Below are 24336 nucleotides of genomic sequence, written 5' to 3' on the forward strand. Positions count from 1 at the left end.
CCGTAATCTAGCGGTTAAATACTCATCCTTTACCAGATAGGGCCTGTTTTATGTCCGATTTTACAGACGATAACGACAATAGTATCATTCTGCCGGTTTTGCCGCTGCGTGATATTGTTGTGTTTCCGCACATGATTGTGCCACTTTTTGTTGGCCGTGAAAAATCTGTCCGCGCCCTTGAGGAAGTGATGGGTAAAGACAAGCAAATCCTGTTGGTTGCCCAGAAGGATGCAAGTGAAGACGAGCCCACAACCAAAGACGTGTTTGATGTAGGAACGGTTGCCTCTGTTCTACAGCTTTTGAAGTTGCCAGATGGCACTGTAAAGGTGCTGGTCGAAGGGTTTAACCGCGCTGTGATTGATGAGTTTGTGAAAGAGGATGACTTTTTTGCTGCCCGTGCAACGCTTATTGCTGGGACAGAAGGTGATCTATCAGAACTTGAAGCGCTGATGCGCTCTGTGGTTACGCAGTTTGACCAATATGTAAAGTTAAACAAGAAGATACCGGCGGAAGTCGTTGTTACTGTTAATCAAATAGATGATGCTGGTAAGCTTGCTGATACGGTTTCTTCCCATTTGGCTCTCAAAATTGATGATAAACAGGAACTGCTTGCAACTGTATCTGTTGTGGATCGGCTTGAGCGTATATTTGGCTTTATGGAAAGCGAAATTGGTGTGTTGCAGGTCGAAAAGAAAATCCGTGGTCGCGTTAAGCGACAGATGGAAAAGACCCAGCGCGAATATTATTTGAATGAACAGCTTAAAGCGATTCAGAAAGAGCTGGGCGAGGGTGATGATGGCCGCGAAGAAATTCAGGAGCTTGAAGATCGTATTGCTAAAACGAAATTCACGAAGGAAGCGCGCGAAAAATGCCTTGGTGAGCTTAAGAAATTAAAGTCTATGAGCCCGATGTCAGCCGAGGCTACTGTCGTGCGGAACTATCTTGACTGGATGCTTTCTGTGCCGTGGAGCAAAAAAAGCAAGGTTAAAAAAGATATAAAGCTGGCGCAGCAAGTGCTGGATATGGACCATTACGGGCTTGAAAAAGTTAAAGAGCGGATCATTGAATATTTAGCTGTTCAGCAGCGGACAAGAAAGCTTAAAGGCCCGATTCTCTGCCTTGTTGGCCCTCCAGGCGTTGGTAAAACATCACTTGGTAAGTCGATTGCAAAATCAACGGGCCGCGAGTTTATCCGCTTTTCACTTGGTGGTGTTCGTGATGAAGCCGAAATCAGGGGCCATAGGCGCACCTATATTGGCTCTATGCCCGGTAAGATAATGCAGTCCATGAAAAAGGCTGGAACTGTTAACCCATTGTTCCTGTTTGACGAAATTGACAAGATGGGCCAAGATTTCAGGGGCGATCCGGCATCTGCACTTCTCGAGGTGCTGGATCCTGAGCAAAACAGCAAGTTTAATGACCATTATCTTGAAGCAGATTACGATCTGTCAAATGTGATGTTTGTGACAACAGCAAATTCTTTGAATATGCCGAGGCCTCTTCTTGATCGGATGGAGATTATTCAGCTTTCTGGTTATACGGAAGATGAAAAACTGGAAATTGCCAAACATCACCTGATCCAGAAATTGATAACAGACCACGGCCTGAAAGACGATGAGTGGTCGATCTCCGACGGCGCTATCAAGGATGTTATCCGCTATTATACACGGGAAGCTGGCGTGCGCTCGCTGGAGCGCGAGCTGGCAAAGCTGATTCGGAAAGCCGTGAAAGAGATTGTTGAAGGCTCGAAAGAGAAAATTGCGGTTACATCACGCAATCTAGGCCAATATGCAGGCGTTAAAAAATATCGCTACGGTTTGGCAGAAGAAGAAGACCAGATCGGTCTGACAACAGGCCTTGCTTGGACACAAGTGGGTGGGGAACTGCTGGCTATTGAGGCTGTTATGGTGCCGGGTAAGGGTATTATTAAAACAACTGGTAAGCTTGGTGACGTAATGAAAGAATCAATTCAGGCTGCGCGCTCTTATGTGCATTCCCGGTGCCTTGATTACGGAATCCATCCGCGTTCTTTTGATAAAAAGGACATTCACATTCACGTTCCAGAGGGTGCAACACCAAAAGATGGTCCATCTGCGGGGGTTGCGATGTGTACTTCTATCGTTTCTGTGCTTACAGGCATTGCAGTGAGTAAAGATATTGCGATGACAGGTGAGGTGACATTGCGGGGTCGGGTTTTACCAATCGGCGGCCTGAAAGAAAAACTTTTGGCGGCTCACAGAGGTGGAATAACCAAGGTTTTGATACCCAAGGATAACGAAAAAGATCTGGCTGAAATTCCAGAGAATGTTAAGAAAGACCTTGAAATCATTGCAGTTTCTACTGTTGATGAGGTTTTGCAGCATGCTCTTGTTGGTAAGCTTGAGCCACTTGAGTGGGATGAGGAGCAGGAGCTTGCAGAAGTGTCTAAAGATGACAGTTCTGACAGTGCAGAAATAACGACTCATTAGGCCCTTGGGGAAATTTCTAGTAATTTCAAGTAAAAAAAACAAAAAAACCGCAGTATTCTGGGGTTTTTTACTTTGACATTATGTTTTTTTGACGCTTAAACTGCGAGCGCATTTCGGAACTAGTCCGAAAGAAGCTCTTCAACTTAGAGGGGGAAACCTTGAACAAAAACGATCTGATCGCGAAAGTTGCGGAAGCAGCTGATCTCTCAAAAGCAGATGCTGGTAAAGCAGTAGACGCTGTATTCGATTCTATCTCTGGTGCTCTAGCTGGCGGCGGCGAAGTTCGTCTCGTTGGTTTTGGTACTTTTGCTGTAGCAGCGCGTGCTGCTACCAAAGGCCGTAACCCACGCACTGGTGAGGAAATTGATATTCCTGCATCCAAGCAGCCAAAATTCAAGGCGGGCAAGGGTCTTAAAGACGCTGTTAACAGCTAATAGACGGTTTTGTACCTATAGGAATTCGGCCGGGGATAATTCCTCGGCCGTTTTTTTATGGGGCTGCCGTGCGATATTATCGTTTAAACAGTAAAGAAAGTATCTATGCCAACGAGGGTAAGGATACCCAGTATGGCAAATATAGCTGCAACTAGTTTGTTCATTAATCGCACTGAAACGCGCTGTATAATCTGATCGCTAAGGCACACAGCTGGCACATTGGCAATCATCATGCCAAGGGTTGTTCCGGCTATCACGGCAACAATAGGCGTATACTTTGCAGCGAGAATAACGGTTGCTACCTGTGTTTTGTCGCCCATCTCTGCAAGAAAGAATACTATGAGAGTGGAAATGAAAGCATTGTATTTGCCAATGGTAGCTTCTTCTTGGTCAATTGTATCTGGTACTAATACCCATAGCGCCATAGCTAGAAATGATATGCCTAAAACCCACCGGGCTGTATCAGGGCTGATGTAATCTGTGGCCCATGCCCCAATAGCACTAGCCAAGCCATGATTTGCAAGGGTTGCTACAAAAATACCAAGAATGACCGGTATGGGTTTGCGGAACTTCGCAGCAAGAAGGAAAGCAAGTAGTTGGGTTTTGTCACCAATCTCAGCTAAGGCTACAACGCTGGTTGAAATGAAGAAAGCTTCCATAGTTTTGTCCTTTGGGCCGGTAGAATCCAATGACTATACCGCGCCCCGGCCCGTCCGGTGCGGCATAGTCAATGGTCTCGCCAAGCTCAAGAGCATGTTTACGCCATAGCTGTTAGGCTAAGTATGTTGACGTAAACCCCAGTCGTATTCGCTAGGAGGCTACTCCCCAATGACATGGCAGCTTTATATATCTGCATTTTTATATGTCTAGTTATAATTGGTAAAAAGCCATAGGCGGTAAGGAACGATGAATCCAATCACTGGTTTAAGTGTGTATAATATCTGGTTTATTGACCTCGACTGTAATGTGAACAAGCTCAGGGTAGCGTGATAGATGCTGTCTCACATTGTCAGGGGTGAGGGGGCTATTGGATACCACAGAGATGATAGCTGCATATTTACCTTTCCCTACTTGCCAGATATGTAAGTCGGTGATGGCTAAAATATTGGGGAACGATTTGATGTCTTGCTGAACTTTTGTCGTTAATGGCATGTCCATTTCTGCTGCCAGTAATACTTTAGAGGTATCACGCAGTAAACCATATGCCCATAGTGAAACGAGACAAGCTCCAAGTATGCCCATAGCTGGGTCAAGCCAATTTGCGCCCCATAGCATACCTCCGATTAAGGCAATAATCGCCAGAACAGAAGTTGCAGCATCTGTTATGACATGTAAATACGCTGAACGTAAATTAAGGTCATGATGCGAATGCGAATGGTCATGACCATGGTGGTGGTCATCTTTTAGCAACCACGCACATGCAAGATTTACCAGTAGGCCCAGTATAGCAAGCATAATGGCTTGTTGATAGTGTATGGGGCTTGGGGATAAAAGGCGGTCAATCGATTGAAAAACCATAAGGGCCGCGACACCTACAAGAAATATAGAGCTTGTATAGCCTCCTAGTATTTCGATCTTCCATGTACCGAATGTAAACCTGATATCATTCGCGTAATGCCGCGCTGCGCTATAAGCTAAAACGGATAGCCCCAAAGCTAGGGTATGTGAGCTCATATGCCAGCCATCAGCTAAAAGCGCCATGGAGTTATAAGCCCAACCACCTGCAATTTCAGCAATCATGGTTATGAAAGTTATGGCTACAGCCCAACGGGTATTGCGTTCTGCTAGCGGATTACCTTCGTCAAAAACATGGCTATGCTGCCATTTCTTTATAGACACAGAGGTGTTCATGTATGATACTCCTTCTACTTATATACTATACTCCAGTATAGTATAATTCAGAAGAGAGCAAGCCATGTCCCATGTTATGAAGAGTCAGAAAAAGCTATTAACCAGAATTAGACGTATTAAGGGGCAGGCGTCTGCTCTTGAAAGCGCACTAGAGACAAACACTGATTGTATTGCTGTATTACAGCAAGTTGCTGCCATTCGTGGGGCTGTAACAGGCTTGATGGCAGAACTTATGGAGGAGCACATGAGAGAACATTTAGGGGCTGATAATGTAAGCCCTGAACAGCGTAAGGAGGATATGGACCAAGTTATTACTGTGATCAGGTCTTATTTAAAATAATACTGCTATAGTAAAATATACTTGCACTAGATGATCTTCTTAGCGTTATCGATTAGGCATACAGAATATACTATAAATTCTTAAAAAATATTGAGAAGGGCTGTTTTGTTAGGCCTTCATTGATAATCCTGCACATATAAATCAAATAAACACTATGAGCGCTTAATGTAAGCCGGGCTTGAGCGAATCCTGTTTTCACGTTGGTGGAGCAGGTGAACTGAAACGGATGCTATATTATAAAATCTTAGTTCCTTTAAGGTAAAGCGTTTAGCAATGAGCTAATTTTTCAGCCTTGTAAAAAGGTCTTTCTTGAGTGGATGTGGCTGTTCGTAAAAAAATTCTCAAAATAGGGCTAGACAGGGGCTGTCATATGAGGCTAAAAGCGCCTCCACCACAAAGTTCGTGGGCGATTAGCTCAGTTGGTAGAGCATCTCGTTTACACCGAGAGGGTCGGCAGTTCGAGCCTGTCATCGCCCACCATTCTTTCCTTTACACAGGTTAGAGCGGTTAGAATATGATGTGGGCGATTAGCTCAGTTGGTAGAGCATCTCGTTTACACCGAGAGGGTCGGCAGTTCGAGCCTGTCATCGCCCACCATACCCTTCCTTTTACAAGTGGTTACACGCATGACATCCAGTAACCAGGATAATGAAGACAAGCCGCTTGTTATTGAAGCAAGTTGGGCGCCCCAAGATCCTCGCGATAAATTATTTGATGATTCTGCAACGCATAGTGAAAAGTCTATGTCACTTTACAGGATCATTGCCTCATTTCACCCTGTTATGAACATTCCCGTTTTGGTTTTTGATTCCTTTAAACAAATGGGTTGGGTGCGTGCGCTGCTGTTATGGGGGGTAATTATCGGGCTTATCACATTTTTTTTGTATATTGAATAAGGTCAGGCACCGCAGTTCCGCTGGTGTTTCTGCGGGGTTTTATGTGTGGTGAATAAAAAATGCAAAAAATCTGTATTCTGTGATTGACAGAAGGAGCCTTAAATCTTAAACACCCCTCACGCAAGCGATGCGCGGGTGTAGCTCAGTTGGTTAGAGTGTCGGCCTGTCACGCCGAAGGTCGCGGGTTCGAGTCCCGTCACTCGCGCCACTTGCTCTTATAAAAGCGTGTAACCTCTTTGGTTACACGCTTTTATTATTTCTGGACATAAACAATAAAAACCTTCATTTTTTAAGCCAGTAAGCTTTTCTTTACTTAATTAAGGCTCTATAAGATGCATAACGGCTCTTGAGGAAAATTAACCCTTTACGGATTGTTTTTCGGTCGATAAAAGAGCGCTGTGTTTTCGGGCCAATAACAAAAAAGGGACTCCCATGGAGTCGTTACTGATCCAATATCTTCCAATCCTTGTTTTTTTAGGGATTGCAATTGCATTTTCAGTCATCTTCGTAGGGGCGGCGGTGCTTATAGCACGGCAAAATCCAGACGAGGAAAAACTTTCTGCTTATGAATGTGGCTTTGAAGCCTTTGAGGACTCGCGGCATCAGTTTGATGTGCGGTTCTATTTGGTTGCAATTCTCTTTATCATTTTTGATTTAGAGGTAGCCTTCCTTTTTCCTTGGGCAATTAGCCTTGGGGATATCGGCTTATATGGTTTCTGGTCAATGATGATATTCCTTGGCGTCTTAACTGTCGGGTTTATTTATGAGTGGAATAAAGGAGCATTGGAATGGGAGTAGTTCAAACAAGCAATCCATCAGGCTCTGATGTGGCAGTAAGCCCCTATCTACAGAGTCTGAATGAAGATCTGAATGATAAGGGTTTTGTTGTTGCAAACCTTGAAGATCTTATCACATGGGCGCGAACCGGCTCTTTGTGGTGGATGACTTTTGGTCTGGCTTGCTGTGCAGTTGAAATGATGCACTCAAGTATGCCCCGCTATGATGTGGAGCGTTTTGGTTTTGCGCCGCGTGGATCACCGCGTCAAAGTGACGTGATGATTGTAGCTGGTACGCTCACAAACAAAATGGCACCAGCGATGCGCAAGGTTTATGATCAGATGCCAGAGCCTCGCTACGTTATCTCTATGGGAAGCTGCGCGAACGGCGGCGGTTACTATCACTATAGCTATTCTGTGGTGCGTGGCTGTGATCGTATTGTGCCTGTGGATATATATGTGCCGGGATGCCCGCCAACAGCAGAGGCTTTAATCTATGGTATTTTGCAGCTTCAGCGCAAAATTCGCCGCACAGGAACTCTGATTCGTTAATAACAGGCGGGGTTGCCTGACTGAAGTATGGCAGCAAGATTCTGCCCTGAATAAAGGAGCGCGAAAGCGCATGACAGAAACAGCCTTAAAAGATTTGGGAAATTCTATTGCAGAGCGCCTCGAAAATGAGGTGACTTCCAGTAATGTGGCTTTTGGCGAGCTGACGCTGACTGCAAGAGCCGAGCATATCCAGAAGGTTTTAACCTTCCTGCGCGATGACCCGGATTGTTTTTTCAAGCAGCTCATTGATGTGTGTGGTGCTGACTATCCAGAGCGCGTAAAGCGCTTTGATGTTGTATATCACCTTTTAAGTCTTGAATTTAATCAGCGTATCCGCGTGAAAGTGGAAACTGATGAAGATACACCCGTTCCAAGTGTTATTGATGTGTTCCCAAGCGCGGGCTGGTTTGAGCGTGAAGCATGGGACATGTATGGAATTTTCTTCTCAGGTCACCCAGATCTTCGCCGTATGTTGACAGATTATGGCTTTCAGGGGCACCCGCTTAGGAAAGATTTCCCTGTTTCTGGTTATGTTGAGGTGCGTTACTCTGAAGAAGAGAAGCGCGTGGTTTATGAGCCGCTTAAATTACCACAAGAAAACCGCAACTTTGATTTTTTAAGCCCTTGGGAAACAGCCAAATATATTTTGCCTGGCGATGAAAAGGCAGATGCTGCCGCTAAGGAGGGCAAATAATGGCTGAAGTAGATATCAAGAACTATTGCCTGAACTTTGGCCCGCAGCACCCTGCGGCGCACGGTGTTCTGCGTATGGTTATGGAGCTGGACGGCGAAGTGATCGAGCGGGTTGATCCGCATATTGGCTTGTTGCACCGTGGTACGGAAAAACTGATCGAGCAAAAGCAGTATCTGCAAGCGATGCCATATTTTGACCGGCTTGATTATGTAGCACCGATGAATCAGGAACATGCTTTTGTTCTGGCGGTTGAAAAACTTCTTGGTGCTGAGGTGCCAGAGCGTGCCCAGTATATCCGAGTGCTGTTCAGTGAAATTGGTCGTGTACTTAATCATATTTTGAACCTTACAACGCATGCGATGGATGTAGGGGCTCTTACGCCGATTTTATGGATGTTTGAAGAGCGCGAAAAACTTATGGAATTTTACGAGCGGGTTTGTGGCGCGCGGTTACACGCAGCTTATTTCCGCCCGGGTGGTGTTCACCAAGATTTGCCTGCAGGCATGCTTGATGATATTATGAAATGGACGGAAACCTTCCCGCAAGTGCAGGAAGATATGGAAACATTGCTGATTGATAACCGTATTTTCAAACAGCGTAATGTTGATATCGGAACAGCAACTGCTGAAGATGCACTGGCATGGGGCTGGACAGGGCCAATGCTGAGAAGCACCGGCCTTGCCTGGGACCTTCGGAAATCACAGCCATACGAAGTGTATGACAAGCTAGATTTTAAGGTTGCGATTGGTAATGCAGGCGATTGCTATGACCGGTTTATGTTGAGGCTTGCGGAAATGCGCGAGTCTGTAAAGCTGATCAAGCAGTGTATTGAGCAGATACCATCCGGGCCGATCATGTCACTTGATAAAAAGATTGCACCACCGAAGCGCGCAGACATGAAGCGCTCTATGGAAGCCCTTATTCACCACTTTAAACTGTATACCGAAGGTTTCCATGTGCCAGAGGGTGAAGTTTACGCAGCCGTTGAGGCCCCTAAAGGTGAGTTTGGTGTTTATCTGGTGTCAGATGGCAGTAATCGTCCGTACCGCTGTAAAATTCGGGCACCCGGATTTGTACACATGCAATCAATGGATTTTTTATGTAAAGGGCACATGCTCGCTGATGCGCCTGCAGTACTTGGTGCAATGGATATAGTGTTTGGCGAGGTAGATCGATGACTGTAGCAGCCAAATTTGAATGGACACCAGAGAACGAAGCACTTGCTGAAATGCATGTTGCCAAATACCCAGAAGGCAAACAGCAAAGCGCTGTAATGCCGCTTCTGGATATTGCCCAGCGTCAGAACGGTGGTCATGTGACACGCGAAATTATGGAATATATCGCAGGTTACCTCGGTATGGCTCCAATCCGCGTGGAAGAAGTGGCAACATTTTATACCATGTATAACCATAAGCCTGTGGGTAAATACCATGTGCAGGTATGTGGTACGACGCCGTGCTGGCTTAGGGGCGCTGATGATGTAATGGCAGCCTGTAAAAAGCATTTGGGCATTAATATGGGGCAAACCACTGCTGACGGCGTCTTTACGCTGGGTGAGGTTGAGTGTGCCGGGGCTTGTGTTAATGCGCCGGTTGTTTCTATTAATGATGATTATTATGAAGATCTGACACCAGAAACAATGGTGGCACTGCTTGAAAAGCTGTCTAAGGGTGAGGATGCAAAGCCGGGTCCACAAATTGACCGTCAGAATAGTGCGCCATTTGGTGGCCCAACTACACTGAAAAAAGCTTCAGGAAAAGGGAAGGATGCATAATGCTTGCTGATAAGGATCGCATCTTTACAAACCTGTATGGTTTTGAAAGCCCCTATCTGGAAGCTGCGCTTAAGCGCGGTGATTGGGATGGCACAAAAGAGCTGCTTGCTAAAGGGCAAGACTGGATCATCAGTGAAATGAAAGAATCTGGCCTGCGTGGGCGCGGCGGTGCGGGCTTCCCAACCGGCCTTAAATGGTCTTTTATGCCAAAAGAATCAGATGGTCGGCCATCTTACCTTGTTGTTAATGCGGATGAGGGCGAACCAGGCACCTGTAAAGACCGGGATTTGATGCGCCATGACCCACACAAGCTGCTGGAAGGCTGCCTTATTGCGGGTTTTGCTATGCGCGCGAAAGCGGCCTACATTTATATTCGCGGGGAATTTTACCGCGAAGCCGAGGTTCTGAATAAAGCAATTGATGAAGCACGTGCCAAAGGTTTTCTGGGCGATAACGCCTGCGGTTCAGGCTATGCTTTCGATATATTTGTTCACCGCGGAGCAGGTGCCTATATTTGCGGTGAAGAAACGGCACTGATTGAAAGTTTGGAAGGCAAAAAAGGCCAACCACGCTTGAAACCGCCATTCCCAGCAAATGTTGGTGTTTGGGGCTGCCCTACTACTGTTAATAATGTTGAATCAATTGCCGTTGCGCCGACCATTCTTCGTCGCGGCGCGGGCTGGTTTTCAGGCCTTGGCAGGCCAAACAATACCGGCACCAAGGTTTTCTCTATTTCTGGCCATGTGAACAATCCGTGTAACGTGGAAGAAGAAATGGGTATTTCCCTGAAAGAGCTGATTGAAAAGCATGCTGGTGGTGTGCGCGGCGGTTGGGATAATCTACTTGCGGTTATTCCGGGTGGTTCATCTGTTCCCGTTCTGCCAAAAAGCATTTGCGATACTGTATTGATGGACTTTGATAGCTTGCGCGAGCAGCAATCAGGCCTTGGTACGGCGGCTGTTATCGTGATGGATAAATCGACCGACATTGTAAAGGCGATTGCGCGTCTTTCAGAGTTTTACAAGCATGAAAGTTGCGGCCAGTGTACGCCGTGCCGCGAAGGCACCGGCTGGATGTGGCGGGTTATGGAACGTCTGGTGATTGGTAAAGCCGAAAAATCAGAGATAGATACACTTTTGCAGGTTACAAAACAGATTGAGGGGCACACGATTTGCGCCCTTGGTGATGCGGCTGCATGGCCAATTCAGGGTTTGATGCGTCATTTCAGGCACGAAGTAGAGGCCCGGATTGATAGCTATCACGCCGTAGCTGCTGAATAACGTACGCGAGGTCAGGAGAAATTAATGCCCACGCTAACGATTGATGGAATTGAAGTAACGGTTGATCCGGGTACCAGCGTTTTGCAGGCCTGCGAGCAAATTGGCGTTACTGTGCCACGTTTTTGCTATCATGAGCGCCTTTCTATTGCGGGTAACTGCCGCATGTGTTTGGTAGATATGGAAAAGTCGCCCAAACCTATTGCAAGCTGTGCCATGCCTGCCGGGCAGGGCATGGTTATCCACACCACAACTGAGCGCGTGAAAAAAGCCCGCGAAGGGGTGATGGAGTTCTTGCTGATTAACCACCCGCTTGATTGCCCCATTTGTGATCAGGGCGGCGAATGTGAACTGCAAGACCAGTCCATGGCTTTTGGTACAGACTCTAGTCGGTTTGATGAAAACAAACGCGCTGTTGAAGATAAGCACATGGGCCCGCTAATTGCGACAACCATGACCCGCTGTATTCACTGTATGCGCTGTGTGCGTTTCAGTGAAGAGGTTGCTGGCGTTTCAGACATGGGCGCACTTGGGCGCGGTGAACACACTGAGGTTGTGACGTATCTTGATGATTTGCTGGATAGTGAGCTTTCCGGTAACGTTATTGATCTTTGCCCAGTTGGTGCGCTGACATCAAAGCCGTATGCGTTTACAGCGCGTAGCTGGGAACTTCGTGAGACAGCCTCGATTGATGTGATGGATGCGGTTGGTTCCAACATTACAGTCGATACGCGAGATGGATCCGTCATGCGCGTTCTGCCGCGCATTCATGATGATGTGAATGAAGAATGGATTTCTGACAAAACGCGCTTTGCTTACGATGGCATTAAAAAGCGTCGTCTTGATCGGCCTTATATTCGTAAGAATAAAAAACTTGAAGAAGCCACATGGGGCGATGCCTTTGCGCTGATCAAGAAAAAGATGAAGGTCCTAAAAGGTTCTGAGATTGCAGGCCTTGTTGGTGATATGGCCGACATGGAAGCTATGTTTGCTTTTAAAGGATTGCTAACCTCCCTTGGCTCAAAGCGTATTGAATGCCGCCAGGACGGTGCTGCGCTTGATACATCGGTGCGGGCGGCCTACCTGATGAACACAGGTATTGCGGGCATTGAAGAAGCAGACTATTTGCTGCTGATTGGCACAAATCCACGGATTGAAGCGCCGCTTGTTAATGCGCGTATTCGAAAAACAGTTTTGAAAAAAGGCCTTAAAGTTGCGAATATTGGTAGTGCAGAAGATCTGACATATAAGGTTGATGAATTCGGCGATGATGCAGCAATCCTGAAATCTGTTAAGTCAGGGCGCCATGATATTGCCAAGGCAATGAAAGCTGCGAAAAAACCCATGATACTGGTGGGGCAAGCAGCGCTTGCTCGTGCTGATGGTGCAGCAATTCTGAAAGCTGCTCATGATATTGCTGATCGTTACTGTGTGAAAGAAGGCTGGAACGGCTTTAATGTACTACACACAGCAGCAAGCCGTGTTGGAGGCTTGGATCTTGGTTTGGTTGCAGACGGCGGTATTGATAAAATTCTGGATGATGCCGAAGCAGGTAAGGTGAAAGCTGTTTTCCTTCTTGGTGCTGATGAGTTTGATAGCAGTGCGCTGGCAAAACCCTTCACAGTATATATTGGTACGCACGGTGATGAGGGCGTGAAAAATGCTGACGTTATTTTGCCGAGCGTTACCTATACTGAAAAACCGGGCACTTACATCAATACTGAAGGCCGGGTGCAACAGGCTGAAAAAGCCTCACATGCGCCGGGTGATGCACGTGAAGACTGGACAATATTAAGGGCTTTGTCTGATGTTGTAGGTGAAACCTTACCTTATAACACTTTCTTTGAACTCAGGTCTGCGCTTGAAGCTGCCGTTCCTGCTGTTAAAACCCTTGATACGCTGCCTAATGAGGCTTGGGGTGATTTTGGTAGTGATGGCACGATCGAAACAGGTGGTATTGCACCCGCTATTGAGAATTTTTACCAAACAAACCCGATCGCGAGGGCAAGTAGTGTGATGACTGCTTGTATTACGGCGCGAGATAGTGTTGCAGATGAAACCGTGAAAGTTGGGGGGGCGATCAATGGTTGAGGCATTTTTTAGCTGGTTCCCAACAACATGGATTGGGATGTTCTTTGGAATTGAGCAGTCGCCGCTGTTTTATTTTTTTACTATCGTTGCAATGATTTTAGTGGTTGTTTTACCGCTTACAATTGCCGTTGCCTTTGCCGTTTATTTTGATCGTAAAATTTGGGCGGCTGTGCAAATGCGCCGTGGCCCGAATGTGGTTGGCCCATTTGGTTTGCTACAATCATTTGCAGATGGCATTAAGCTGTTTCTTAAAGAAACCATTATTCCATCCAGTGCCAACACAGTAATCTTTTTGTTGGCACCCATGATAACCTTCACCCTTGCTTTATTGGCATGGGCGGTTATTCCTTTTGATGAAAACATGGCTCTGGCCAATATCAATGTGGGGATTCTCTACATTCTCGCCATTTCATCGCTTGGGGTGTACGGCATTATTATGTCGGGTTGGGCATCTAACAGCCGGTATGCTTTTCTTGGTGGTCTTCGGTCTGCAGCTCAAATGGTATCTTACGAGGTTTCGATTGGCTTTGTGTTGGTCTGTGTTCTTATGGCCGCGGGTTCCTTGAACCTTACAGATGTGGTGAAAGCACAGGCGGGTAGTATCCTTAACTGGTATGTTTGGCCGTTTTTGCCCATCTTTGTTATCTTTTTTATCTCGGCACTTGCCGAGACGAACCGGCCCCCGTTTGACCTGCCAGAAGCAGAAGCCGAACTTGTGGCTGGGTATCAGGTGGAATACAGCTCAATGGCATTTGCGCTGTTTTTCCTTGGTGAATATGCAAACATTTTGCTGATGTCGACCGTGATGGCAGTGCTGTTCTTTGGTGGCTGGTATGCGCCAATCCCTGCACTTGATTTCATTCCTGGTCCTATTTGGCTGTTTATTAAAACAGCTATCGGCTTTTGGATGTTTGCCATGGTAAAGGCTTTTGTACCGCGCTACCGCTATGATCAGCTTATGCGCCTTGGTTGGAAAGTCTTCCTTCCTTTATCTTTATTCTTTGTGGTCTTATACGCTGGCATCATGGTTTATGCTGGTCTGTTGCCCACACACGGTTAGAAAGGCTTGATGATGTCTGCACTTGTACAAGCTGCTAAAAGTCTTCTTTTAAAGGAGTTTCTGGCTGCTTTCTGGCTGTCTTTGAAATACTTCTTTCGGCCTAAAGTAACTATTAATTACCCTTATGAAAAAGGCCCGCTTAGCCCTCGGTTTAGGGGAGAGCATGCCCTGCGCCGCTATCCGAACGGTGAGGAACGCTGCATCGCCTGTAAACTGTGCGAGGCGATATGCCCAGCACAGGCTATTACAATTGAGGCAGAGCCTCGCGCTGACGGTTCGCGCCGCACAACACGCTATGACATTGACATGGTAAAATGTATTTACTGTGGGTTTTGTCAGGAAGCGTGCCCTGTTGATGCAATTGTTGAGGGGCCTAACTTTGAGTTTGCAACCGAGACACGGGCCGAGCTGATGTATGACAAAAATAAACTACTGGCGAACGGCGAACGATGGGAGCGCGAAATTGCGCAAAATATCGCTGCCGATGCGCCGTACCGCTAGGGAAGGGTAAATAAAATGATTAGCCTTTCAGTTGTAGCTTTTTATATTTTTGCCTTTGTGACGGTAGCATCTGGCGCGCTTGTTATTTCTGCGCGTAACCCTGTGCATAGTGTGCTGTGGCTTATTCTTGCTTTCTTCAGTGCAGCAGGGCTTTTTGTTTTGCTCGGCGCTGAATTCCTCGCCATGTTGCTTGTTATTGTCTATGTGGGTGCGGTTGCGGTTCTGTTTCTGTTTGTTGTGATGATGCTCGACATTAACTTTGTCGAACTTCGGCAGGGCTTTTTACAGTATTTACCGCTTGGCGGCCTTATTGGCCTTATTCTTCTTGCTGAACTTGTGACACTTGGTGTTGCATGGCAGTTTGGCCCTGATGTAGCTGCAAATATTGCATCGCCAACGGTTGCGGGATCAGAGATTCAGAACACAGTGGCTTTGGGCCGTGTAATTTACACTGATTATATTTTCATATTCCAGACATCTGGCCTTATTTTGCTTGTGGCAATGATTGGGGCAATCGTTCTGACACACCGTACGCGTACTGGTGTTAAACGTCAGAATATTGCAGCGCAGGTTGCGCGTCGTCCGGAAGATGCTTTTGAACTGGTTGATGTTGAAGTTGGCAAAGGTGTTTCCATGCCAACAAAGAAAGGATAGGGCCAAGTCCATGGTTATTGGGTTAGGACATTATCTGACGGTTGCGGCAATCCTGTTTGTCTTCGGGATTTTCGGGATTTTCCTTAACAGGAAAAACGTCATAATTATTCTTATGTCGGTTGAGCTTATGCTACTCGCTGTCAATATCAATCTGGTGGCGTTTTCTACCTTCCTGCATGATCTTGTAGGGCAGGTGTTTGCCATGTTCGTCTTGACTGTCGCGGCTGCTGAAGCCGCGATTGGTCTTGCCATCCTTGTAATTTACTTCCGCGGCAGAGGTTCTATTGCCGTTGAAGATATTAACCAGATGAAAGGGTAGGGACAGTGATACCTAAGGCAATCGTTTTCCTGCCGCTTATCGGCTTTTTGATCGTCGGAATTCTGGGTAGTAAACTAGGTGACAAGCTTAGCCAGATTATAACAGCGTCACTTGTAACTGTGGCGGCTGTTTTCTCGTGGGTTGTGTTTGCGGATGTCACCATGGTGCATAATACCTATGATATCCACATTCTTGACTGGGTTACATCTGGAACGCTTTCCTTTAACTGGGCTTTGAAAATAGACACGCTTACAGCTGTTATGCTGGTGGTTGTGAATAGTGTATCTGCACTCGTGCACTGGTATTCTATGGGCTATATGAGCGAAGACCCTAATAAACCACGCTTTTTTGCTTACCTGTCCTTGTTTACCTTTGCCATGCTTATGCTGGTAACAAGTGATAACCTTGTGCAGATGTTCTTTGGTTGGGAAGGTGTGGGCCTTGCTTCATATCTGTTGATCGGTTTCTGGTATAAAAAACCAAGTGCTAATGCGGCGGCTATCAAAGCGTTTGTTGTGAACCGTGTTGGTGATTTTGGCTTTGCTCTTGGTATTTATGCGGTGTTTGTGCTGTTTGGCTCGGTTGAGTTTGAAACGATTTTTGCAAATGCAGGGAACTATCAGGACGCGACCCTTAACTTCTTAGGGCATGACTATCACGCCTTGACAGTTATCTGTTTGCTGCTGTTTGTTGGTGCCATGGGTAAATCTGCTCAGCTTGGCCTTCACACATGGCTACCTGACGCAATGGAAGGCCCAACACCTGTTTCTGCTCTTATTCACGCAGCAACAATGGTGACGGCTGGTGTGTTCCTTGTGGCGCGGTTTAGCCCGGTATTCCAGTATTCACCTGATGCACTTGCTGTTGTAACTGTTGTTGGCGCCATGACTGCTTTCTTTGCAGCGAGTGTAGGCCTCGTACAAAACGATATTAAGCGGGTAATTGCTTACTCAACCTGTTCACAGCTTGGCTATATGTTCTTTGCACTTGGTGTTGGAGCTTACGGCGGCGCCATTTTCCACCTGTTTACGCATGCTTTCTTTAAGGCGCTTCTGTTCCTTGGTGCGGGTTCCGTGATCCACGCAATGCACCACGAGCAAGATATGCGTAATATGGGCGGTCTTTACAAAAAGATACCTTTCACATTCGGGGTTATGCTGGTGGGCACACTGGCCATCACAGGATTTCCGTTCCTGTCTGGCTATTTCTCGAAAGACATGATTATTGAAGCTGCTTATGCTTCTCACAGTGCAGGCTCAGAGTTTGCTTTTGTGATGGGTGTGACAGCGGCACTAATGACAAGTTTTTATAGCTGGCGCCTGATTTATATGACCTTCTTTGGTAAAACGCGGGCGGACCATCATACATTTGATCATGCTCATGAAGGCCCTTGGGTTATGCGTATTCCGCTGTTTTTGCTGGCAGTTGGTGCTGTGTTCGCGGGGGGTGTTTTTGCAGGCGAGTTCATTGGTCACGATAAGGTAGAGTTTTGGAACAATGCTCTTGTTGTAGCAGCAGGTGATGTGATGGATGAAGCACACCATGTGCCAGCAGCTGTTAAGTTTGCACCGTTTGTCGCTATGGTTCTTGGCTTTGTACTCGCGACTTTCTTCTATCTCAGAAAAAGCGATATTGCTGAACGTACAGCTGAAACGTGGGACGGTCTTTACAAGTTTCTTCTCAATAAGTGGTACTTTGACGAACTGTATAACCTTATCTTTGTGCGTCCTGCCTTTTGGTTGGGCCGTCAACTCTGGAAACGGGGTGATGAGCAAACCATTGATGGCTTTGGGCCAAACGGTGTTTCGCATGCGGTTGCTGTTATTGCCACAAAGGTAAGAAAACTTCAGACCGGTTATGTATACCATTACGCATTTGCCATGATAGTTGGCTTGGCGGCTGTTGTGACCTGGTTTATGGTCAACACCGGCGGCAGCCACTAAGGGCAGGGGACACAAGATATGTTTTTTCTAGAAAATCACCTGCTTTCCTTCATGATGATCATGCCGCTTATCGGCGCGGGCATTATTTTGCTCATTCATCATCAAGATAAGGAAATTGAAAAGCGGAATATCCGCTCTGTGGCTCTGTTTGCTACGATTGTTACCTTTATTATGTCGCTGGTATTGTGGGCTGGGTTTGATGGATCAACGGCAGACTTTCAGTTTGTTGAACAGTACAACTGGGTTGGTGAAGACATAAAATACTATGTTGGTGTTGACGGAATTTCGGTTCTGTTTGTGGTGCTGACAGCCTTTTTGATGCCAATCGTTATTCTGTCTAGCTGGGAATCTATCGAGAACCGGGTCGCAGAATATATGATCGCGTTTTTGGTGCTTGAAACACTGATGATCGGCGTGTTTACAGCCCTTGATATCTTCTTGTTTTATGTGTTCTTTGAGGGCGGCCTTATTCCCATGTACCTGCTTATTGGTATTTGGGGTGGTGTTAACCGGGTTTATGCCAGCTTTAAATTCTTTCTATACACGCTCTTGGGCTCGGTTTTAATGCTGGTTGCTGTACTTTATATGTACATTGAAACGGGCACGACTGATATTCCTGCACTAATGACCCAGCATTTTGATCCCAATGTTCAAAACTGGTTATGGCTTGCTTTCTTTGCTTCCTTTGCTGTGAAAATGCCGATGTGGCCTGTGCATACATGGTTGCCGGATGCGCACGTGCAAGCGCCAACAGGTGGCTCGGTTATTCTGGCAGGTGTTCTGTTGAAAATGGGAGGCTATGGCTTCCTGCGCTTCAGCTTGCCTATGTTTCCAGAGGCAACAGTGCACTTTGCATGGCTTGTTTTTGCGCTTTCTGTCGTTGCAATTATTTATACATCACTGGTTGCTCTTGTGCAGGAAGATATTAAAAAGCTGATTGCTTATTCATCTGTTGCTCACATGGGTTTTGTGACAATCGGTATTTTCCTTGTAAACACCAATGGTGTTGAAGGTGCGATTTTCACAATGCTTAGTCATGGTATTGTGTCTGGCGCACTGTTCCTTTGTGTTGGTGTTATTTATGACCGCTTGCACACACGGGAAATTTCCCGGTACGGTGGCTTGGCAACTAACATGAAAATATATGCTGTACTGTTTGTGCTGTTTTCTATGGCCTCTGTTGGCCTGCCCGGCACTAGCGGTTTTATCGGCGAATTTCTCGTGCTGAACGGTGCATACACCTATAATAGCTGGATTGCATTTGGTGCGGCGAGTGGTGTGATACTTGGTGCTGCTTACATGCTCTATCTGGTACGCCGCCTTATATACGGTGAGCTTGATAAAGATGATGTGAAAGCGATGCCTGACCTAAGCTTACGGGAAAAGCTGATATTTGCACCACTGGTTGCAGTTGTGCTGTGGATGGGTATTTACCCCAACAGCTTCCTTGAGCCAATTCACACTTCTGTATCCAGCCTGATTGAAACACACTTTTCTTCACCTGCTGCAGACCATGCCGAAAGCGGCATGGCTGACGCAGTTGAATAAGGAGCCATAGACCAATGAACGGCGAACTTCCGAGCCTTCTTCCTATATTGCCTGAACTGATATTGGCAATTGGTGCCTTGGCGTTATTGATGCTAGGTGTTTTTCAAGGCGATAAAAGCTATAACCAGATTACAAATCTGTCTGTTGTAGTATTGATCCTCGCGGCTTTTGTGATGATCAGTTATGTAGGCGGTGACCGTCAGGAAACATTTGGTGGCATGTTTGTTACCGATGCCTTTGCTGTTTTCACCAAAACACTGGTGTTTACAGGGGCGGCGGTTGTGCTGCTGATTTCTGGCACATACATGAAAGATAACAATATTGCCCGGTTTGAATATCCGGTGCTGGTACTGCTCGCAACCCTTGGCATGCTTGTTATGATTTCTGCCGGCAACCTGATGAGCCTATACGTGGGCCTTGAGCTGCAGAGCCTATCGCTTTATGTTCTGGCTGCCATGAACCGTGACCGTATTCGCTCAACAGAAGCTGGTCTCAAGTATTTTGTACTGGGCGCGCTTAGTTCGGGTATGCTGCTGTATGGCATTTCCTTGATTTATGGTTTTGCGGGTACAACAGACTTTACCTACCTTGCAGATAGCCTACGGACAGGTACTGATGCCCATGTAGGTGTTATTATTGGCATGGTATTCCTAATGGCAGGTCTGGCATTCAAGGTTTCTGCTGTGCCTTTCCATATGTGGACCCCAGATGTTTACGAAGGCTCGCCGACACCAGTTACAGCATTTTTTGCAGCAGCACCAAAGGTGGCCGCACTAGCATTGTTTGTTCGGGTAATGGTAACAGCATTTCCTGGACTTGTTGTTGAATGGCAGCAGGTTATTATCTTCATTTCCATCGCATCAATGCTGGTTGGGGCGTTTATAGCGATCGTACAAACAAATATTAAACGCCTGCTGGCTTACTCGTCCATTGGTCATATCGGTTATGCTCTTGTGGGCTTGGCGGCCGGTACTCAAGAAGGCATTGAAGCACTTTTAATTTACATTGCGATCTACCTGACAATGACACTTGGTACATTTGCGGCTGTTCTTACTATGCGCCGTAATGAAAGCATGGTTGAGAAGATTACAGATCTTGCAGGTTTGTCGCGTAATAATTTGCCTATGGCACTGGCTATTGCAATCTTCATGTTCTCGCTTGCCGGTATTCCGTTACTTGCTGGTTTTTGGGGTAAGTGGTTTGTTTTCCTTGCTGCCGTTCAGGCTGGTCTATGGCCACTTGCGCTTATCGGTCTGCTATCTAGTGTCGTGAGTGCTTATTATTACTTGCGGATCGTTAAGATCATGTTCTTTGACGAGCCTGCACAAGGTTTTGATGGCGGTCACGGTAAATCAATATCTGTAGTTATTGGTGTTGCGGCGCTTATCAATTCACCAGTAAGTTATTTCCTGCTGATTATGCCACTGGTTGCTGCAGCAGGCTGGGCAGCACGTTCGCTTATTTTCTAGTGGATAGTGTCTCTTATCAGGATTGGGGGGCCTCAATGCCGGAAGGTGTTGGGGCCCGATTTATTCCCGTTTGTGATAGCACAAACGAAGAAGCTGCACGTTTAGCTAGCATAAAGTCTGCGCAGCCTATGTGGATTGTGGCGGGTGAACAAAGCAAGGGGCGAGGCAGAAGTGGTAGAAACTGGGTTTCAGGAAGTGGTAATTTATATACCAGCCTTTTGTTTGCTCCTGACTTAAAGCTTTCTGACCTTGCAGGGTTACCATTCATTATTTCTCTTGCTATCAGGGAAACATTTGTAACCCTAGGTGGGCTGGACGGCGATATTCAGTGTAAGTGGCCGAACGATATATTAATCAATGGTAAAAAAGCCGCAGGTGTTTTGATCGAAACAAGCGGTGTAGTTGGTAATACTGTCGGGCATATTATCGTTGGTATTGGCATGAATTTGTTGCATAGCCCTGACACGGCGCAGTTCCCGGCAACAAACTTTTTTGCCCATATAGGCAAAAAAGTTGATCCGCGTGAAGCGTTAACAGTGCTTGCTGCGAATGTTAAAAAACGCCTTGATAAGTGGCGTGTAAGTGACTTTAAGCCAATACAGCAAGAATGGACAGACCACGCTTGGGGAATTGGCAAACCGGTGCAGGTGCGGTCTATTGACGAGACTTTCAGTGCAACGCTTCTCCACTTAGCCGAGGATGGTGGCCTTAAAGTAAAGTTGGTGAATGGTGTGGAACGCACTATATATGCAGCGGACATTTTTCCGGGATTCAAATAACCCGGTTACAGGCAGAAGGATATTCCTATGTTGCTGACGATTGATGCAGGTAACACAAATACAGTTTTTGCTTTGATTGATGGAGATAAAATTAAGGAGCACTGGCGGCTGTCGACTGTTGATCAGCGAACTGTTGAAGAATATATGGTTTGGATAAGTCATTTGATGACGCTGCATGGAAGAAAGCCTGAAAATGTAACAGGGGCTATTATTGCAAGCGTGGTGCCACAAGTTGACCGACCACTTGTTGAACTGTGCAAAAAATATTTTAAGTGTGATCCGTTAATTGTCGGTAGTAAAACGGTTAATCTAGGTATTGATATCAGGATCAATAACCCTCTTGAAGTGGGTGCTGACCGCCTTGTGAATGCGGTAGCCGCAAACGCTAAATACGGTGGGCCTCTTGTAGTTGTTGATTTTGGTACTGCAACAAATTTTGATGTGGTTGGTACTGACGGCGCTTATCTTGGCGGACTGATTTGCCCGGGAATTAACCTGTCACTTTCGGCTCTGCATCAGGCAGCGGCAAAATTGCCGCGCATCGCCGTTGCCGCGCCAACGGACGATCGTGTAACAGGGAAGTCTACACTGGAAGCCATGCAGTTTGGTGTTTTTTGGGGCTATATTGGGATGATTGAAGGGCTGATAACACGCTTGAAAAAAGAGCACTCTCCCAATTTAAAGGTAATTGCTACAGGGGGCCTTGCCTCTATTTTTTCTGATAGAACCGACGCTATTGATGTGGTGTCGAGTGAATTAACTCTTGAAGGTCTTCGAATTATTTATGAAAAGAACAAGTAACGGCTTCTCATGGCCTATATGAAAAAAAATGACAACCGTTTGCTGTTCCTGCCACTAGGCGGTTGCGGTGAAATAGGCATGAACCTTAATCTATACGGTCACAAGGGTTACTGGCTGATGGTTGACTGCGGTATGATGTTTGCCGACAGTTATAGCCCAGGTGTTGATCTGGTATTTCCTGACCCCGGTTTTATTGAGAGCGAAGGCAATAGGCTTGCAGGCATGATGCTGACACATGGTCATGAAGACCATATTGGCGCTATTCCTCATCTTTGGAAACGATTTAAATGCCCACTTTACGCAACAGCTTTTACCGCAGAGCTTATTATTGATAAGCTAAAAGAAGCGGGTATTGAAGATGAAGTGCCCCTGACAATTGTTGAACCTCATATTGATATAGAGGTAGGGCCATTTAGTGTGCGGTATGTGCCTTTGGCGCATTCTATTGCTGAAGGCCATGGCTTGGTAATTAAAACCGAGGTCGGGACGCTATTTCATACTGGCGACTGGAAGCTTGATAAAACCCCTCTTATAGGCCCTGTTTGCCCATCAGACTTGTTGACCGATTTAGGAACTGATGGTGTGCTGGCCCTTATTTGCGATTCGACTAATGTTTTTAATACAAGTGAATCTGGCTCTGAAGCAACGGTCAGAGATAACCTTATTGAGCTTGTCTCTGGCCTGAAGGGCAGGGTTGTTATAACGACTTTTGCTTCTAATGTGGCGCGGATGGATACCATTGGTGCGGTTGCCAAGGCAACAGGGCGCTCGCTGGCGCTTATGGGGCGCTCAATGCAGCGTGTATTAAAAGCAGGCCGTGCTACAGGGTATCTGCAAGATATGCCTAATCTTGTGGGCGAAGAATATATCGACGACCTGCCAGCTGATAAGGTTTTAATTGCATGCACTGGGTGTCAGGGTGAACCAAGAGCTGCCTTGGCGCGAATAGCAAAAGATGATCACCGAAATGTGCGTCTTGCTGCTGGTGATAATGTGATTTTTTCATCGAAAATTATTCCGGGGAATGATTTATCGCTTGGACAGCTGTTTAACCAGCTTGCGGAAAAGAAAATAAATATTATTACAGAAAAAGATGAATTTATTCATGTTTCTGGCCACCCAGGGCAGCCTGAACTAGCGCAGATGTATGAATGGACCAAGCCAATGGCTGTTATTCCGGTGCACGGTGAGGGTCGGCATTTAATGCGCCAAGCAAAGTTTGCAAAAGAAAAAGGTATTAAACACACAATAGTACCGAGAAATGGTGATATTATAGACATATCAACATCAGGCCTTTTGAAGATAGATGAAGTGCCTGTTGGTAGGCTAGTGCTTGATGGTAATAGGGTAATAGATATTGATGATATGGCCATTACGGAACGCAGGCGTGCAGCCAGTAATGGCTTTATTACTGTTAGCTTGGTGTTTGACCGGAAAGATGCGCTGGCAGCAGAGCCTGCTATTGCTATATTAGGTTTGCCGCAGGGTCATGATGATGTTTTTTATGACGGGTTGCTGGCTGAGGTGGAAACTGGCATCGATAGAATGCGGGCAAGAGACAGGCAAGATGATACAAATGTAGAAGAAGTCGTACGTATTGCGGCTCGTCGGTTTTGCCGTAAAGAAATTGGTAAAAACCCCGGGGTTGCAACCCTTATTACACGTTATGAAGATATGGCGATTTAAGAGTAGGATAGAAAATGATTGGTAGATTAAACCATGTTGCTATTGTTGTACCAGATTTGGATGCTGCGGTAAAACAGTATAGGGATGTACTGGGGGCTGATGTCTCTTCCCCTCTTGATTTACCAGACCACGGTGTGACGACAGTATTTGTGAATCTGCCTAATACCAAGATTGAGTTGCTTTTGCCTTTTGGGGAAAACTCGCCTATTGCCAAGTTTTTGGAGAATAACCCAAGTGGTGGAATGCACCATGTTTGTTACGAGGTGGATGATATTCTGGTTGCGCGGGATAAATTGATAGCAGAAGGCGCACGTGTACTTGGTAATGGTGAGCCTAAAACCGGTGCGCACGGTAAACCGGTTTTATTTCTACACCCAAAAGACTTCAGTGGAACACTCGTTGAAATAGAACAGGTTTGATCTC

General features: G+C 46.3%; 24 protein-coding genes, 3 tRNA genes and 1 riboswitch. Of the genes, 25 read left to right on the plus strand and 2 right to left on the minus strand.

All coding sequences use genetic code 11. The features are described from left to right. Window positions 1-50 precede the first annotated feature (50 nt). Window positions 51-2468 (plus strand): endopeptidase La, encoded by a 2418-nt coding sequence (lon, locus tag ICL80_RS10315; RefSeq protein ID WP_194211961.1) that lies wholly within the window; start codon window positions 51-53, stop codon window positions 2466-2468. A 158-nt stretch (window positions 2469-2626) separates the two neighbouring features. Beyond that, window positions 2627-2902, plus strand: coding sequence for an HU family DNA-binding protein (locus ICL80_RS10320; RefSeq protein ID WP_194211963.1), 276 nt, complete (start codon window positions 2627-2629; stop codon window positions 2900-2902). Between the two features lie 83 nt (window positions 2903-2985). Here the strand turns inward: ICL80_RS10320 and ICL80_RS10325 are convergent, their stop codons facing one another. Beyond that, on the minus strand, window positions 2986-3561 hold the full coding sequence (locus ICL80_RS10325) for a TMEM165/GDT1 family protein (RefSeq protein ID WP_194211965.1): 576 nt from the start codon (window positions 3559-3561) through the stop codon (window positions 2986-2988). Window positions 3562-3566: 5 nt separating this feature from the next. Next, window positions 3567-3742: riboswitch (yybP-ykoY riboswitch) on the minus strand. Window positions 3743-3826: 84 nt separating this feature from the next. Next, window positions 3827-4753, minus strand: a complete 927-nt coding sequence (gene dmeF, locus ICL80_RS10330; protein WP_194211982.1) for a CDF family Co(II)/Ni(II) efflux transporter DmeF — start codon at window positions 4751-4753, stop codon at window positions 3827-3829. A 64-nt stretch (window positions 4754-4817) separates the two neighbouring features. On the opposite strand from dmeF, the gene ICL80_RS10335 reads away from it, so the two are divergent. The 23 genes from ICL80_RS10335 (at window position 4818) to mce (ending at window position 24332) form a co-directional block, all read left to right on the plus strand. Then, on the plus strand, window positions 4818-5093 hold the full coding sequence (locus tag ICL80_RS10335; protein ID WP_194211983.1) for a metal/formaldehyde-sensitive transcriptional repressor: 276 nt from the start codon (window positions 4818-4820) through the stop codon (window positions 5091-5093). Window positions 5094-5497: 404 nt separating this feature from the next. Then, a tRNA-Val gene (locus ICL80_RS10340) sits at window positions 5498-5573 on the plus strand. Between the two features lie 41 nt (window positions 5574-5614). Beyond that, window positions 5615-5690 (plus strand) — tRNA-Val (locus ICL80_RS10345). A 29-nt stretch (window positions 5691-5719) separates the two neighbouring features. Then, entirely contained in the window at window positions 5720-5989 is a 270-nt protein-coding gene (locus ICL80_RS10350) for a hypothetical protein (protein ID WP_194211984.1), read from the plus strand. Between the two features lie 131 nt (window positions 5990-6120). Further along, window positions 6121-6197: transfer RNA gene (locus ICL80_RS10355), tRNA-Asp, on the plus strand. A 224-nt stretch (window positions 6198-6421) separates the two neighbouring features. Next, a complete protein-coding gene (locus ICL80_RS10360; RefSeq protein WP_194211985.1) occupies window positions 6422-6787 on the plus strand; it encodes an NADH-quinone oxidoreductase subunit A in 366 nt (121 codons plus the stop codon). Beyond that, window positions 6778-7317, plus strand: coding sequence for a NuoB/complex I 20 kDa subunit family protein (locus ICL80_RS10365; RefSeq protein WP_194211986.1), 540 nt, complete (start codon window positions 6778-6780; stop codon window positions 7315-7317). Before ICL80_RS10360 ends, ICL80_RS10365 begins: the two co-directional genes overlap by 10 nt. A gap of 70 nt (window positions 7318-7387) precedes the next feature. Continuing rightward, entirely contained in the window at window positions 7388-8011 is a 624-nt protein-coding gene (locus ICL80_RS10370) for an NADH-quinone oxidoreductase subunit C (protein WP_194211987.1), read from the plus strand. Then, on the plus strand, window positions 8011-9189 hold the full coding sequence (locus ICL80_RS10375; RefSeq protein WP_194211988.1) for an NADH-quinone oxidoreductase subunit D: 1179 nt from the start codon (window positions 8011-8013) through the stop codon (window positions 9187-9189). The genes ICL80_RS10370 and ICL80_RS10375 overlap by 1 nt, the downstream gene beginning before the upstream one ends. Continuing rightward, the gene (gene nuoE / locus ICL80_RS10380) at window positions 9186-9785 is read left to right on the plus strand and encodes an NADH-quinone oxidoreductase subunit NuoE (protein ID WP_194211989.1); all 600 of its coding nucleotides are present in this window, start codon (window positions 9186-9188) and stop codon (window positions 9783-9785) included. The genes ICL80_RS10375 and nuoE overlap by 4 nt, the downstream gene beginning before the upstream one ends. Beyond that, entirely contained in the window at window positions 9785-11065 is a 1281-nt protein-coding gene (nuoF, locus tag ICL80_RS10385; protein ID WP_194211991.1) for an NADH-quinone oxidoreductase subunit NuoF, read from the plus strand. The genes nuoE and nuoF overlap by 1 nt, the downstream gene beginning before the upstream one ends. A gap of 24 nt (window positions 11066-11089) precedes the next feature. Next, a complete protein-coding gene (gene nuoG, locus ICL80_RS10390; RefSeq protein ID WP_194211993.1) occupies window positions 11090-13153 on the plus strand; it encodes an NADH-quinone oxidoreductase subunit NuoG in 2064 nt (687 codons plus the stop codon). Between the two features lie 37 nt (window positions 13154-13190). Then, window positions 13191-14213, plus strand: coding sequence for an NADH-quinone oxidoreductase subunit NuoH (gene nuoH / locus ICL80_RS10395; RefSeq protein WP_194215832.1), 1023 nt, complete (start codon window positions 13191-13193; stop codon window positions 14211-14213). A 12-nt stretch (window positions 14214-14225) separates the two neighbouring features. Beyond that, window positions 14226-14714, plus strand: coding sequence for an NADH-quinone oxidoreductase subunit NuoI (gene nuoI / locus ICL80_RS10400; protein WP_194215833.1), 489 nt, complete (start codon window positions 14226-14228; stop codon window positions 14712-14714). A gap of 15 nt (window positions 14715-14729) precedes the next feature. Continuing rightward, on the plus strand, window positions 14730-15368 hold the full coding sequence (locus ICL80_RS10405; RefSeq protein ID WP_194211995.1) for an NADH-quinone oxidoreductase subunit J: 639 nt from the start codon (window positions 14730-14732) through the stop codon (window positions 15366-15368). 10 nt (window positions 15369-15378) lie between these two features. Continuing rightward, window positions 15379-15687 (plus strand): NADH-quinone oxidoreductase subunit NuoK, encoded by a 309-nt coding sequence (nuoK, locus tag ICL80_RS10410; protein WP_194211997.1) that lies wholly within the window; start codon window positions 15379-15381, stop codon window positions 15685-15687. Between the two features lie 5 nt (window positions 15688-15692). Further along, window positions 15693-17630, plus strand: a complete 1938-nt coding sequence (gene nuoL / locus ICL80_RS10415; RefSeq protein WP_194211999.1) for an NADH-quinone oxidoreductase subunit L — start codon at window positions 15693-15695, stop codon at window positions 17628-17630. A gap of 18 nt (window positions 17631-17648) precedes the next feature. Beyond that, window positions 17649-19178, plus strand: a complete 1530-nt coding sequence (locus ICL80_RS10420; protein WP_194212001.1) for an NADH-quinone oxidoreductase subunit M — start codon at window positions 17649-17651, stop codon at window positions 19176-19178. A 14-nt stretch (window positions 19179-19192) separates the two neighbouring features. After that, window positions 19193-20647, plus strand: coding sequence for an NADH-quinone oxidoreductase subunit NuoN (nuoN, locus tag ICL80_RS10425; RefSeq protein WP_194212004.1), 1455 nt, complete (start codon window positions 19193-19195; stop codon window positions 20645-20647). 35 nt (window positions 20648-20682) lie between these two features. Next, entirely contained in the window at window positions 20683-21426 is a 744-nt protein-coding gene (locus ICL80_RS10430) for a biotin--[acetyl-CoA-carboxylase] ligase (RefSeq protein WP_194212006.1), read from the plus strand. A gap of 27 nt (window positions 21427-21453) precedes the next feature. Beyond that, complete coding sequence (locus tag ICL80_RS10435) at window positions 21454-22227, plus strand: type III pantothenate kinase (protein WP_194212008.1); 774 nt, start codon at window positions 21454-21456, stop codon at window positions 22225-22227. A gap of 18 nt (window positions 22228-22245) precedes the next feature. Next, a complete protein-coding gene (locus tag ICL80_RS10440) occupies window positions 22246-23913 on the plus strand; it encodes a ribonuclease J (RefSeq protein ID WP_228073423.1) in 1668 nt (555 codons plus the stop codon). 14 nt (window positions 23914-23927) lie between these two features. Further along, window positions 23928-24332 carry a methylmalonyl-CoA epimerase gene (mce, locus tag ICL80_RS10445; protein ID WP_194212012.1) on the plus strand — a complete coding sequence of 135 codons (405 nt, stop codon included), beginning with the start codon at window positions 23928-23930 and terminating at the stop codon, window positions 24330-24332. The last annotated feature ends 4 nt before the right edge of the window (window positions 24333-24336 follow it).

This window comes from Kordiimonas pumila, assembly GCF_015240255.1.
GTDB classification, from domain to species: domain Bacteria; phylum Pseudomonadota; class Alphaproteobacteria; order Sphingomonadales; family Kordiimonadaceae; genus Kordiimonas; species Kordiimonas pumila.

Excerpts from the sequence above, each read along its gene's own strand:
- lon (WP_194211961.1), top strand. The coding sequence starts at position 51 with ATGTCCGATTTTACAGACGATAACGACAATAGTATCATTCTGCCGGTT.
- ICL80_RS10325 (WP_194211965.1), bottom strand. The coding sequence starts at position 3,561 with ATGGAAGCTTTCTTCATTTCAACCAGCGTTGTAGCCTTAGCTGAGATT.
- dmeF (WP_194211982.1), bottom strand. The coding sequence starts at position 4,753 with ATGAACACCTCTGTGTCTATAAAGAAATGGCAGCATAGCCATGTTTTT.
- ICL80_RS10335 (WP_194211983.1), top strand. The coding sequence starts at position 4,818 with ATGTCCCATGTTATGAAGAGTCAGAAAAAGCTATTAACCAGAATTAGA.
- ICL80_RS10350 (WP_194211984.1), top strand. The coding sequence starts at position 5,720 with ATGACATCCAGTAACCAGGATAATGAAGACAAGCCGCTTGTTATTGAA.
- ICL80_RS10360 (WP_194211985.1), top strand. The coding sequence starts at position 6,422 with ATGGAGTCGTTACTGATCCAATATCTTCCAATCCTTGTTTTTTTAGGG.
- ICL80_RS10365 (WP_194211986.1), top strand. The coding sequence starts at position 6,778 with ATGGGAGTAGTTCAAACAAGCAATCCATCAGGCTCTGATGTGGCAGTA.
- ICL80_RS10370 (WP_194211987.1), top strand. The coding sequence starts at position 7,388 with ATGACAGAAACAGCCTTAAAAGATTTGGGAAATTCTATTGCAGAGCGC.
- ICL80_RS10375 (WP_194211988.1), top strand. The coding sequence starts at position 8,011 with ATGGCTGAAGTAGATATCAAGAACTATTGCCTGAACTTTGGCCCGCAG.
- nuoE (WP_194211989.1), top strand. The coding sequence starts at position 9,186 with ATGACTGTAGCAGCCAAATTTGAATGGACACCAGAGAACGAAGCACTT.
- nuoF (WP_194211991.1), top strand. The coding sequence starts at position 9,785 with ATGCTTGCTGATAAGGATCGCATCTTTACAAACCTGTATGGTTTTGAA.
- nuoG (WP_194211993.1), top strand. The coding sequence starts at position 11,090 with ATGCCCACGCTAACGATTGATGGAATTGAAGTAACGGTTGATCCGGGT.
- nuoH (WP_194215832.1), top strand. The coding sequence starts at position 13,191 with ATGTTCTTTGGAATTGAGCAGTCGCCGCTGTTTTATTTTTTTACTATC.
- nuoI (WP_194215833.1), top strand. The coding sequence starts at position 14,226 with ATGTCTGCACTTGTACAAGCTGCTAAAAGTCTTCTTTTAAAGGAGTTT.
- ICL80_RS10405 (WP_194211995.1), top strand. The coding sequence starts at position 14,730 with ATGATTAGCCTTTCAGTTGTAGCTTTTTATATTTTTGCCTTTGTGACG.
- nuoK (WP_194211997.1), top strand. The coding sequence starts at position 15,379 with ATGGTTATTGGGTTAGGACATTATCTGACGGTTGCGGCAATCCTGTTT.
- ICL80_RS10420 (WP_194212001.1), top strand. The coding sequence starts at position 17,649 with ATGTTTTTTCTAGAAAATCACCTGCTTTCCTTCATGATGATCATGCCG.
- nuoN (WP_194212004.1), top strand. The coding sequence starts at position 19,193 with ATGAACGGCGAACTTCCGAGCCTTCTTCCTATATTGCCTGAACTGATA.
- ICL80_RS10430 (WP_194212006.1), top strand. The coding sequence starts at position 20,683 with ATGCCGGAAGGTGTTGGGGCCCGATTTATTCCCGTTTGTGATAGCACA.
- ICL80_RS10435 (WP_194212008.1), top strand. The coding sequence starts at position 21,454 with ATGTTGCTGACGATTGATGCAGGTAACACAAATACAGTTTTTGCTTTG.
- ICL80_RS10440 (WP_228073423.1), top strand. The coding sequence starts at position 22,246 with ATGAAAAAAAATGACAACCGTTTGCTGTTCCTGCCACTAGGCGGTTGC.
- mce (WP_194212012.1), top strand. The coding sequence starts at position 23,928 with ATGATTGGTAGATTAAACCATGTTGCTATTGTTGTACCAGATTTGGAT.